Source organism: Enterocloster clostridioformis, from assembly GCF_020297485.1.
GTDB classification, from domain to species: Bacteria; Bacillota; Clostridia; order Lachnospirales; family Lachnospiraceae; genus Enterocloster; species Enterocloster clostridioformis.
The window spans coordinates 3,464,613-3,477,049 of the sequence record NZ_JAIWZC010000001.1 but is presented as its reverse complement, the minus strand read 5'-3'; the positions used below and the strand labels follow the sequence as shown (position 1 = coordinate 3,477,049).

Here is a 12,437-nt window from a genome sequence, read left to right as displayed (position 1 = left end):
ACAATGGCAGAATCAATGGTTGGGTTAAAGCGTACCCATAGATGTACGGAAGTGACCACTGCCCACATCGGTCAGGAAGTGACCGTTATGGGATGGGTCCAGAAGAGCAGGAATAAGGGCGGCATCATCTTTGTGGATTTGAGGGACCGCTCCGGCATCCTTCAGATTATATTTGAGGAAAATGACTGCGGCGCAGAGAGCTTTGCAAAGGCGGAAAAGCTGAGGAGCGAGTTCGTAGTTGCCGTTACAGGACGGGTGGAGGCCCGCTCCGGCGCGGTAAATACCAATCTGGCCACAGGAGCCATAGAAATCAGGGCCAATTCCATGCGCATTCTTTCCGAGTCCGAGACACCTCCCTTCCCCATTGAGGAGAACAGCAAGACAAAGGAAGAGCTGCGCCTGAAATACCGTTTCCTGGATTTGAGAAGACCGGATATCCAGAGAAATCTTATGATTAGGAGCCGGGTGGCTACCCTGACCAGAGCTTTTCTGGCATCTGAGGGATTCCTTGAGATTGAGACTCCCACCCTGATTAAGAGTACGCCTGAGGGGGCCAGGGATTATCTGGTACCCAGCCGCGTGCATCCTGGTTCCTTCTACGCCCTGCCCCAGTCACCGCAGCTGTTCAAGCAGCTTCTCATGTGTTCCGGTTATGACCGCTATTTCCAGCTGGCCCGCTGCTACCGCGATGAGGACCTGAGGGCAGACCGTCAGCCTGAATTCACACAGATTGACATGGAGCTGTCCTTTGTGGATGTGGACGATGTGCTGGATGTAAATGAGCGCCTGTTAAAGAAGCTGTTTAAGGAAATCTGCAATTTTGATGTGCAGCTGCCCATTCCCCGCATGACCTGGCAGGAGGCCATGGACCGCTTTGGCTCTGATAAGCCGGACCTGCGTTTTGGTATGGAGCTTAAGAATGTTTCGGAGGCGGTTAAGGGCTGTGAGTTCGCGGTGTTTAAGGGCGCCCTGGAAAATGGCGGCAGCGTCCGCGGCATTAATGCCCGGGGACAGGGACATATGCCCCGTAAAAAGATAGACGCTCTGGTGGAGTATGCCAAGGGCTTTGGCGCCAAGGGACTTGCCTATGTGGCAATCAGCGAGGACGGCACCTTCAAGTCCTCCTTTGCAAAGTTCATGAAGGATGAGGAAATGAATGCCCTGATTAAGGTCATGGACGGAAAGCCGGGCGACCTGCTGCTGTTTGCCGCTGACCGGGATAAGGTGGTATTTGATGTCCTGGGCAACCTGCGTCTGGAACTGGCCAGACAGCTGGATTTGCTTAAGAAGGATGACTTTAAGTTCCTGTGGGTGACAGAGTTCCCGCTTCTGGAATATTCAGAGGAAGAGGACCGTTACGTGGCCATGCACCATCCGTTCACCATGCCCATGGATGAAGATTTACAGTATATTGATACGGATCCCGGCAGGGTTCGCGCCAAGGCTTATGATATCGTCCTGAACGGCGTGGAGATGGGAGGCGGTTCCGTGCGTATCCACCAGGCCGATATCCAGTCCAAGATGTTTGAAGTGCTGGGCTTTACGCCTGAGAGAGCCAAGGAGCAGTTCGGCTTTCTTCTGGAGGCATTTAAGTATGGTGTTCCGCCCCACGCAGGCCTGGCATATGGCCTGGACCGTGTGGTGATGTTAATGGTGGGAGCTGACAGTATCCGCGACGTTATCGCGTTCCCTAAGGTGAAGGATGCTTCCTGTCTGATGACGGAGGCGCCTGGACAGGTGGATGAGAAACAGCTGGAGGAGCTGCATATTGCGGTTGCGGCTGAGGAAGAGCAGTATCATATATAGGATTATCAGACGGAGCTGGTCCCATGGGGCCGGCTCCTTTTATTTTTGCCTGACTGAGTGGGATTTTCAAATATTTTTTAATTTTCCAGTTGACATTTTAAAATCTGAGCATATAATGTAGATATAAACATATGAACACACATTCATTTAATCAAATAAAAATAAGAAGAGGAGGTTACCAGCCATGGCAATGAATGATGTGGAATGCTGCGATTTTTACCAGGTTCATGAGGATGTGGTAAGGGCAGTCAATGACAAGATGCCGGATGAGGATAAGCTATATGACCTGGCGGAGATATTCAAGGTGTTTGGGGATTCCACCAGGATCAAGATATTGTATGTGCTCTTTGAGGCGGAGATGTGTGTCTGCGACATTGCGCAGCTGCTTAATATGAACCAGTCAGCCATATCACACCAGCTGAGAATCCTTAAGCAGAACCGCCTGGTTAAGAGCCGCAGGGACGGCAAGGCCGTATTCTATTCGCTGGCGGACAGCCATGTGAGGACCATCATCAACCAGGGTATGGAGCATATAGAGGAATAGGTTTTGCGGCAGATGCCGATGGTGCAGGGATGGAAAACGGATCATAAATAAAATAACAAATATGGAGGAGAATAAGAATGAAGAAGAAATTCAAACTGCAGGACCTGGATTGTGCCAACTGCGCAGCCAAGATGGAGGAAGCAATCAAGAAGATTGAGGGAGTCTCAGATGCAACGGTAAGCTTCATGACCCAGAAGATGACCATAGAAGCAGATGACAGCAGGTTCGATGAAATTATGAAGGAAGTAGTGTCTGTATGCAGGAAGGTGGAGCCTGACTGCGTGATCCAGCTTTAAACGCAGCAGGACGGCACCGGAAAGGAAAACGATATGACTAAGAAACAAAAGGCAATGCTGTCCCGTATCATAGCAGCCTTCATCATTTACATTACCCTGGCAGTGTCAGACCACATGGAGATTTTGCCGGAATGGCTTGGGCTGTGGGGAAAGATGGCTTTGTACCTAATTCCCTATGTTCTGATTGGATTGGATGTTGTATACAGGGCATTCCGCAATATCCGAAACGGCCAGGTTTTTGATGAGAATTTCCTGATGACAGTGGCTACCTTCGGCGCCTTTGGCGTGGGGGAATATTCGGAAGCTGTGGCGGTTATGCTGTTTTATCAGGTGGGCGAACTGTTCCAGAGCTACGCGGTGAACCGTTCCAGGCAGTCCATCACTGAGCTTATGGATATCTGCCCGGAGTATGCCAACATAGAGGAGGATGGGCAGTTAAAGCAGGTGAACCCGGACGACGTACAGGTGGGAGATATCATCGTGGTCAAGTCCGGGGAGAGAATTCCTCTTGACGGCAAAGTCGTGTTTGGGGACTCCATGGTGGATACCTCAGCGCTGACCGGTGAGTCCGTGCCACGTAAGGTAGCGGAGGGAGACGACATCATCAGCGGCTGTGTCAACGGCAGCGGCCTTCTGCGGGTGCAGGTCGCAAAGGAGTTTGATGATTCCACCGTGGCAAAGATTCTGGAGCTGGTGGAGAATGCCAGCAGCAAAAAAGCCCATGTGGAAAACTTCATCACCCGGTTTGCCAGATATTATACCCCTCTGGTGGTGATGGGAGCCGTGCTCCTGGCTGTGATTCCGCCCCTGTTCTTTGGCCAGACCTGGTCTGAGGGCGTCAGAAGGGCCTGCACCTTTCTGGTAATCTCCTGCCCGTGCGCCCTGGTGATTTCCGTGCCTATGAGCTTCTTCTCAGGCATCGGCGCTGCTTCCAAAAAGGGCGTGCTCATCAAGGGAAGCAACTATCTGGAGGCTCTGTCTGAGATGGATACCATTGTCTTTGATAAGACAGGTACGCTGACCAAGGGAGAATTCAAGGTGACTGAGATTCACGCAGTGGCCGGCAGCCCTGTCCCGGAGGCGTCTGAGGTGCCGCGGACCAGGGTGTGGGCGGCCAGCCAGCCTTCCGATGAGAAAAAGCGTTCCCTGCTGGAACTGGCGGCACTGGCGGAAAGTTATTCAGACCACCCCATCTCACGCTCCATCAAGGATGCGTGGGGAGATACCATGGACCTGAACCGTGTCAGCAATGCCCGGGAGATATCCGGCCATGGAGTGCGGGCGGAGATTGACGGTCATACCGTACTGGCCGGCAACAGCAAGCTGATGAAAGAAATGAATGTGCAGTATCAGGAATGCACCAGCATGGGCACGGTTGTGTATGTGGCTCTGGACGGCGTGTACTGCGGATATATCGTCATATCGGATTCAATCAAGGATGAGGCATTGGAGGCAATCAGGAATCTTAAAAAGGTGGGTGTCAGAAGGACAATCATGCTCACCGGAGACAAGAAAGAGGTAGGGGAAGCAGTGGCGGCCAGGCTGGGACTGGATGAGGTCCACGCGGAGCTCCTTCCGGGAGACAAGGTGGCAAAGGTTGAGGAGCTGCTGTCACGGCAGACAGGAAAGCACAGGCTGGCCTTTGTGGGAGACGGAATCAATGACGCGCCTGTTCTCTCCAGGGCGGATGTGGGAATTGCCATGGGAAGCATGGGATCAGATGCAGCCATCGAGGCGGCGGATATTGTGCTTATGGACGATAACCCTGCCAGAATCGCGGATGTGGTCCGCATATCGCGAAAGACCCTGTCCATTGTAAAGCAGAACATCGCCTTTGCGCTGGGGGTCAAGGCAGTGGTGCTCTTAATGGGCGCCGCGGGCGCGGCCAATATGTGGGAGGCAGTGTTCGCGGATGTGGGCGTGTCGGTCATTGCCATACTAAACGCAATGAGAGCCCTGTCACTGTAATAAGCGTAAAGCCTTTTGGCAGCGAAGAAATAGTTACCTTCCGGAAATATGAAAAAAGCGTATCGGGTACATGTAAAATACATGTCCGCCCGATGCGCTTTGTTTTATTCATGGCAGAATATAATGCCGCAGTGCTGAAAACCAAATCATGAAAGGAACATCACAGAAGGATGTCCTCCAGGCTGCGTTTGGGAACATAGTGAACCTGATTCCCGTCGCGGTAGTACGCAGTGGATCCATCTTCCTTTACCGGCACCAGGACTACTTCTTCCCTGGGCTTTCCAAGGGCCAGCACCAGGTCTATGCTGTAATGCTCCGGATCAAGTCCCAGGAGCCGGCCAATCTCTGACCGCATGCAGCTGCCAATCATACATCCGCCGTATCCCTTTTCCACGGCAGCCAGCATGATGGTCTGGGCCGTGATTCCGTCATCCCACTGCTTGTTTTTTCCGATAGCCAGGTCACAGGCAATGACGATGTAGGCGGAGGGTCTCTCGCCCTCCTCTGGTCCGCCCCAATCCTTCAGGGCGCCCGCCCAGGCAATATACGGGTAGATATCGGCGCATTCCTCCGGTGTGCACAGAATCTTGAATTTGAGGGCCTGGGCATTGGAGGCAGAAGCGGCCAGACGGGCCGTATCCACCATATCAGCCAGTTCATTGTATGGGATGGCGGTATCCTGATAGAATCTTCTGTAAGAGCGGCATTGTTTAACAAGGTCTTTGAGCATAGGCTTCCTCCTAATCCGGCAGTTCATGGCCGTGGGTGATGTGGCGCTTGATGGCATCAAAGCTTTCAGCGCTCAGGGTGTGTTCCATGCGGCAGGCATCCTCAGCAGCTGTCCTGGGGTCCACACCCAGGTAAATCAGCCAGTTGGACAGCAGCGTATGGCGTTCATACATGGTGTCCGCAATGGCCTGTCCGGAAGGCGTCAGCGTGATATGCCCCTGATCGTCCATCTGGACATACCCGTTCTGGCGGAGATTCTTCATGGCCACGCTGACACTGGGCTTGGAGAACCCAAGTTCATTGGCAATGTCGATGGAGCGGACATAGGGCTTTTCCCTGGCCAGCATGAGTATGGTTTCCAGATAATTCTCTGCTGATTCCTGTATTTTCAAGTCTGTAAATACCCCCGTTTATTTAGTATGATAGTTCTAAGTGTAACATATAAAAAAACGATTGACAAGAGAGTTAGAAAGTGCTAATCTGGGAATGGAGTTAGAAATGGCTAATCTGTAAGAGTGCTTATAAGAGCGCCTGTAAAAAGATTGGGAAAGGGTCAGAACCGGTGTCTGTCCAGGCATAAACAGGAAGGAGGAGAAGATACAAATGAATCTTTCGACATTAATCATTCTGGTCATATTGGTCCTGCTCACAGGGGCAATCGTCCGTGTCATGATAAAGGACAAGAAGTCAGGCAAGGGATGCGGAGGATGTGCGGGAGGATGCGGAGGTTGCGCGGGTTCCTCTATGTGTCATGGAAGCCATGAGAAGGCTGGGAAAGGGGTTTAGTGTCTGCAGGGTCTCGGGTTAAAAGCTGTCTTGAATAATGTACTAGGAATAAAACGAGGTGTATAATATGAGGAATACATCTCGTTTTTACTGTTTGTGAAGTTCTTTTTTGTTCCATAGTTATAGCGATTTTTTGTAAGGGTATCCGTGATGTGTTAAACCAGATAGGGATAAAAATAGATATGTACTGGCAGGAGCATAGATTTTCTCCTGCCTTTTCCTGTATTCAGGCTACGATAATGAAAGAGCTTCAGCCCTGCTGTGAGTTCGGTCGCAAAAGCAGGGGCTTTAAGTATATTAAGAATATATAGTTAATTAAATGAACACTATAATATAAAAAACAGTCAAACATATGTTGACAAATAGAAAATAATAATGTAATATATACAAAAGAAAAGATATTTAGGTTAATTAAATAAACTATATTGCCAAAACTTTTAGTTATATATTAAAATAATGAACATAAATAGAGAGGAGGATATGGCTGATTATGAAGTATGGAATGAATAGTAATGAAATGCAGAAGACAAACCGTACTCTTGTCCTTAAAACCCTTCTGGAAAATGGAAGTATGACAAGGACAGACCTTTCGGCGCGGATTGGACTTCAGAAAGCAACCATAACCAATATCATAAATGAATTTTTAGATTTGGGTATTATTGCTGTGGATGGAGAAAGTGCTTCGGGGAGACGTGGTGAATTGATTTGCCTTAAACTGGACGGAATTTACATCATGTCGATTAGTATTAATCGGAAAGATTACCGAGTTAGCGTGTATTCCGTTGACGGACATATGATTAATCATATACGATTTGAATTTTTGGAAAAAAGAGATATTTATGAAATTATAAGAAGGCTGAAAGAGACGGGAAAAAATCTGATAGAACAGTATGGTAAAGACCGTGTGATAGAAATTTGTCTGGGATTACCAGGACCATATATCCGTAAAGATAAAGATGTAGACCGGGAAGAATTCCTTGTATCGGGATTTGAGCAGTTAAGCTGGGTCAATATACATAAAGAACTGGAGGAGGCTTTTGGCCGCCCTATTATATCTGAACACGATGCAAAATTATTAGCCTATGCTGAGTGGAAATGTGCCGAAGAACGCCAGACAGATAGGCATGTCAGTTTAGTTGCTCTGGGCTCCGTGGGATTTGGCATCGGGGCAGGAATTATAATAAATGGAAAAATTGTAGAGGGACAGTTGGGAATCGCCGGAGAAATCGGACATATGGGTATCAATTATAACGGAAAGCATGTGCAGAATGGGATACAGGGTACCTATGAATACTGTGCGGGCACAGAAAGCGCAGTGCGGTATATGTTGGAACGTCTTTATGAATTTCCGGAAAGTCCATTAACCGAAAAAAGCTCCTATTGGGAAATATTAGATGCTTATAAAAATGGTGACCCGCTGGCGGTTTATGCAATTGATAAGATGGCGTGGATGCTTGGATATGGAATTGCCAGTATTGTTTATATTATCAACCCGGACTGTGTCATATTGGGAGCGGATTATCCAGATTTGCCGGAATTCCTCGAGAAGGTACAGCGGTCAGTCAGTCAGTTCGTCCATCCATCTATAATGGAAAATGTTTCCATAAGATGCACAAAGCTGAAAGAGGATACGGTTTTGCTGGGAGGGTATTATATTGCGCTGGAAAAGCTGTTTAAAAACAACCTATTACTGGAAAGGATTCGGCAGGCATTATGCTGACAGGATACTATTTGTCTTTTTTACGCGCGGGAAAAGATAAAAAGATATAAAACATGTTAAAAAGGAGAAGATGATATGAAAAAGAAGGGTGTACTGAGCATTATGATGGCAGTGGCAATGGCTGCAAACTTAGCTGGATGCGGAAGTTCCGGCACAGATGCGGGAAGCGGCGAACCAACAAAGACGGCGGAAGTGTCTTCTGAAAAAGAGGAAACGTCATCAGGAGCCGATAAGGCTGCATCAGCGGAGGCAAAGTCGGATAAAGTTGTATCAGATATAACGATTGCGTATGTCCCAACAACGATGAATAATCCATTTTGGACAGCTATGATGGGGGGTATCAAGGATGCCATGACTGATAAGGGAATGGATCCGGGCAGACAGTTGGTTACAGTAGATGCTGAAAGCGATCAGGCAACCATGAATAATTACATTTATGACTTGATTAACCAGGAAGTGGATGCAATCATTATGGCGCCTATGGATTGTACTGCATGTACAGAAGCGCTTTTGGCGTGTGCGGATGCCAACATTCCGGTTGTTAATGTGGATACCGCTGCAGATCGCACAGATTTAGTGGTATCGGTGATTGCTTCTGATAACTATGCGGCGGGTGTTGAATGTGCAAAAAATATGATGGAAAAGCTGGAAGAGGGATCTAAAATTTATATTATGAATCAGCCTTCGGGAACTGCGTGTGTACAGCGCGAGCAGGGATTTAGGGATACCATTGGCGGTTATTTTAATATTATAGGGACTTCTGATACTTCAGGAGATACTGCAACGACACTGCCGGTTGCTGAAGACGCAATTACAGCCGACAGCGGGCTTGCTGGCTTCTTTTGCATCAACGATATGGCTGCGCTGGGCTGTGTACAAGCGTGCGCAGCGTCCAATAGGTCTGATATTGTAATATATGGTGTTGACGGGAATCCGGATTTTATGAGTTATGTGGCAAATGGTTCTGCAACCGGTTCTGCGGCTCAACAGCCGTCTGTTGTTGGAGCTAGTGCGGTAGATGTAGCGCTCTCCTACTTGGCTGGCGAGACTGTGGAAAGTGAAATAGTTGTTCCGGTTGAACTGATTACGGCAGATAATATTGGTGATTTTGATATTTCAGATTGGCAGTAAGTCCCAACCAGTTTGCATGAAGAGTGCTCTCGAAAGGGGAAGACCTATGGGGGTTTTCCCCTTTCGAATTGTCAAGGGGTAACAAGGTAAGGAGCATAGAAGATGAAAAAAGAGCTTTTACGCATGGAAAATATAGTAAAGACTTTTCCGGGTGTACGTGCGCTCAATAATGCGGCGATTACCGTACATGAAGGCGAGGTCATGGGGCTTATGGGTGAGAACGGTGCGGGAAAGTCTACGCTCATGAATGTGCTGGGAGGCGTATTTACAGCGGATTCGGGCGACATATATATCGAAGGAAAGATGGTCAGTATCCACTCAGTCCACGACTCCCAGAATATGGGGGTGGCATTTATCCATCAGGAACTTGCGCTAGAACCGTATCTTACAATTGCAGAAAATATCTTTCTGGGCCGTGAAATGAGGAATTCTTTTGGAATGGTAAATAAAGATAAGATGGCAGAGGCCGCAAGACCCTTATTGGAACGAGTTGGCCTTGAAGTGGATCCTAATGAAAATGTCGGAAAACTTTCAATAGGACAGCAGCAGATGGTAGAAATAGCAAAGTCGTTTTCCTTAAATGCAAAGATACTCATCTTGGATGAGCCAACATCCTCGCTTTCAGAAAAGGAAGTGGACATACTTTTTAAGACTGTCGGCGATTTAAAAAAGCAGGGTATGGGGATTGTGTTCATTACGCATAAAATGGCAGAAGTGTTTCAGTTGTGTGATGCGGTTACGATCATGCGTGACGGAGAATTTATGGGTGAACTCCAATCTAAAAAATGTACAGAGGCGCAGCTTATATCCCTTATGGTTGGACGGGACTTGGGAAATTATTATGTAAGGACATTTAATGAGCTGGGACAGGTTGTGTTAGAAGCTAGAAATATATGTGCAGGAAAAAGAGCCATAAATTGCAGTTTTTCCGTGCGAAAAGGAGAGATACTCGGTTTTTACGGTCTGGTAGGTGCTGGCCGGTCGGAATTGATGAAAGTTGTTATGGGACTGGATCCTTTGGATTCAGGAGAGATATATCTGAAAGGCGAATTGGTAAAAAAGCCAGACCCAATGTTTATGCAAAAAAGAGGTGTTGCCCTCGTTCCAGAGAGCCGTAAAACAGAGGGGCTGTTATTAAAGAATACAATTGCATTTAATATATCCCTTCCTGTTCTGGACCGATTCATGAGAGGGATGCGGGTAGATGCTGATAAGGAAGCAGGGATTGTTGAACAGGGTATAGATGCACTGAAAATAAAGGCACCGTCCCCTAATGTAAATTGTTCAACTTTGTCAGGAGGCAATCAGCAAAAGGTGTTGCTTGCAAAGTGGTTGGCAACGGATCCGGAGGTGCTGATTCTGGATGAACCTACACGTGGTATTGATGTGGGGGCTAAAGCTGAGATATATACTATCATTAATAACCTGGCAAAGGAAGGATTGGCAATTATATTGATTTCTTCCGAAATGCCGGAGGTTATGAATATGAGTGACCGTGTAGTGATAATGCATGAAGGGCGGATTACAGGAGAGCTGGCACACCAAGATGGTATTTCTCAGGAGATGATTTTAACATACGCAATGGGGGTGAACAAAAATGAATAGAAGATCCAATAGTGCTATGGTTCGCGCAACACGTAACTATTTCAGGCTAAACTGCGGTATCCTTATTGCTTTATTTGCTATGGGCACGCTTTTTGCAATTTTTGGAAATAATTTCTTAACTAAAACCAATATGGTGAATTTATTGAGAACTTGCGCTACTAACTGTTATCTGGCGATTGGAGTACAGCTTGCTATTATATTGGCTGGTATTGATCTGACAGGAGGAGCCTTGGCTGCCCTTAGTGGAGTCATGTGCGTTATGACCTTTGAAAGCTTTGGACTCCCCATACCCATGGGTATTGCTGTTGGAATCCTGGTGGGGACATTTGTAGGCTTGATAAATGGCGTCATCATTACATATACAGGAATCCATCCTTTTGTGGTGACACTGGCAATGCAGTCTGTATGCAGGGGAGCCGCATATCTGATTGCAAATGGTTCTCCGGTAACTACGAAGAATACGAATTTTAGCGCGTTTGGGACGGGTTCTCTGGGAGTGGTTCCATATCCGGTTATCTATATGATAATATTCCTGATTATGGATTATTTCTTGCTAAACAAATTAAGAACCGGGCGGCATATTTACGCGGTTGGTGGAAATGAATTATCTGCCCGTTTTTCCGGAATTGATGTCAAAAAGATAAAAATTCTGGTATGGACAATTAGCGGAACGATTGCAGGATTCTGTGGAGTTGTCCTGGCGGCCAGGCTCTCCTCTGGTCAGCCTTCGACCGGAGAAGGGTATGAGACAGATGCTATTGCGGCGGCAGTACTCGGAGGAACATCCTTCTTTGGCGGTACCGGTACAGTTGGTGGTTTGATGATTGGAGTTTTAATCATTGGCGTGATTTCCAATGGTCTTAATTTGATGCATGTAAATTCATATTGGCAATTTGTCCTAAAGGGCATGATTATCATTTCCGCTGTTTATTTTGATATCCTAAAACAGAAAAAACAGAATGCATCCAAATAAGTACTGTTAATTAATATTTCAGGAGGATTTTGTAGTAATGGACGGTAAATTAAAAAGACAATTAGAACTGCAGGCTTATAAAATGCGTAAGCTTGCATTACAGACCATTGAAACCGCGGGCTCAGGACATATAGGAGGATCATTCTCCATAGCGGAGATTTTATCGGTTCTGTATTTTGATGAGATGAATGTAGATGTAAATGAGCCAAAGAAGATAGACCGTGACCGATTGGTGTTATCTAAAGGACATTGCTCCCCCTCGTTGTATACGGCTCTGGCGATGAAGGGTTTTTTTAAACCAGAACATCTTGCAACTTTTAGGAAAATTGACAGTGACCTTTCAGGACATGTGGAAATCCATGTTCCAGGGGTTGATATGTCAGGGGGATCGTTGGGACAGGGATTGTCGGTTGCACTTGGCATGGCTATGTATGGACAAAGCAGAAAACTGGGATATCGCGTATTCTGTATTATGGGAGACGGTGAAATTCAGGAAGGCCAGATCTGGGAAGCGGCTATGGCGGCTGGATTTTACAGGGTGGATAATTTAATCGCATTTGTTGACAATAATAAATTGCAATTGGATGGCTCCCTTGAAGAGGTCATGTCACCCTATCCAATTGGAGAGAAGTTCAGAGCCTTTGGGTGGAATGTAATGGAAATAGACGGAAGTGATATCGAACAGATACATAATGTGATTGAATTGGCATCTTCAACAAGTGGGAAGCCGACGGTAATTGTTGCAGATACCGTTAAGGGAAAAGGAGTGTCCATATTTGAAAATCAGGTTCGCTTCCACGGAGGAAAACCCACGGAGGAAGAATTTAAAACAGCATATGCAGAACTTGACGAAAGAATTGCAGAATTGGAGGACTGATA

General features: G+C 47.0%; 12 protein-coding genes. 10 read left to right on the top strand and 2 right to left on the bottom strand.

Translation table 11 applies throughout. The features are described from left to right. Window positions 1–3: 3 nt before the first annotated feature. The 4 genes from aspS (at window position 4) to LA360_RS17485 (ending at window position 4,614) form a co-directional block, all read left to right on the top strand. Entirely contained in the window at window positions 4–1,806 is a 1,803-nt protein-coding gene (gene aspS / locus LA360_RS17500) for an aspartate--tRNA ligase (protein ID WP_022202355.1), read from the top strand. A gap of 184 nt (window positions 1,807–1,990) precedes the next feature. Next, complete coding sequence (locus tag LA360_RS17495; RefSeq protein WP_002586735.1) at window positions 1,991–2,350, top strand: ArsR/SmtB family transcription factor; 360 nt, start codon at window positions 1,991–1,993, stop codon at window positions 2,348–2,350. Between the two features lie 77 nt (window positions 2,351–2,427). Beyond that, window positions 2,428–2,646, top strand: a complete 219-nt coding sequence (locus LA360_RS17490) for a cation transporter (protein WP_002586736.1) — start codon at window positions 2,428–2,430, stop codon at window positions 2,644–2,646. Between the two features lie 33 nt (window positions 2,647–2,679). Then, entirely contained in the window at window positions 2,680–4,614 is a 1,935-nt protein-coding gene (locus LA360_RS17485; RefSeq protein WP_089776526.1) for a heavy metal translocating P-type ATPase, read from the top strand. Window positions 4,615–4,774: 160 nt separating this feature from the next. Here the strand turns inward: LA360_RS17485 and LA360_RS17480 are convergent, their stop codons facing one another. Beyond that, a complete protein-coding gene (locus LA360_RS17480) occupies window positions 4,775–5,344 on the bottom strand; it encodes a nitroreductase family protein (protein WP_022202357.1) in 570 nt (189 codons plus the stop codon). A gap of 10 nt (window positions 5,345–5,354) precedes the next feature. Further along, complete coding sequence (locus LA360_RS17475; RefSeq protein WP_074662976.1) at window positions 5,355–5,735, bottom strand: metal-dependent transcriptional regulator; 381 nt, start codon at window positions 5,733–5,735, stop codon at window positions 5,355–5,357. A 211-nt stretch (window positions 5,736–5,946) separates the two neighbouring features. Here LA360_RS17475 and LA360_RS17470 point away from each other — a divergent pair, with 211 nt between their 5' ends. The 6 genes from LA360_RS17470 to LA360_RS17445 all read left to right on the top strand — a co-directional run bounded on the left by LA360_RS17470 (window position 5,947) and on the right by LA360_RS17445 (window position 12,435). Continuing rightward, window positions 5,947–6,129: a FeoB-associated Cys-rich membrane protein gene (locus tag LA360_RS17470; RefSeq protein WP_002586740.1), complete on the top strand. Its 183-nt coding sequence runs from the start codon at window positions 5,947–5,949 to the stop codon at window positions 6,127–6,129. Between the two features lie 490 nt (window positions 6,130–6,619). Continuing rightward, entirely contained in the window at window positions 6,620–7,849 is a 1,230-nt protein-coding gene (locus LA360_RS17465) for an ROK family transcriptional regulator (protein WP_022202358.1), read from the top strand. 75 nt (window positions 7,850–7,924) lie between these two features. Further along, window positions 7,925–8,980, top strand: a complete 1,056-nt coding sequence (locus LA360_RS17460; RefSeq protein WP_057571257.1) for a substrate-binding domain-containing protein — start codon at window positions 7,925–7,927, stop codon at window positions 8,978–8,980. Window positions 8,981–9,082: 102 nt separating this feature from the next. Further along, window positions 9,083–10,585: a sugar ABC transporter ATP-binding protein gene (locus tag LA360_RS17455; RefSeq protein WP_057571258.1), complete on the top strand. Its 1,503-nt coding sequence runs from the start codon at window positions 9,083–9,085 to the stop codon at window positions 10,583–10,585. Then, window positions 10,578–11,558 carry an ABC transporter permease gene (locus LA360_RS17450; RefSeq protein ID WP_022202362.1) on the top strand — a complete coding sequence of 327 codons (981 nt, stop codon included), beginning with the start codon at window positions 10,578–10,580 and terminating at the stop codon, window positions 11,556–11,558. Before LA360_RS17455 ends, LA360_RS17450 begins: the two co-directional genes overlap by 8 nt. Window positions 11,559–11,595: 37 nt before the next feature. After that, a complete protein-coding gene (locus tag LA360_RS17445) occupies window positions 11,596–12,435 on the top strand; it encodes a transketolase (protein ID WP_057571259.1) in 840 nt (279 codons plus the stop codon). Window positions 12,436–12,437: the final 2 nt, after the last annotated feature.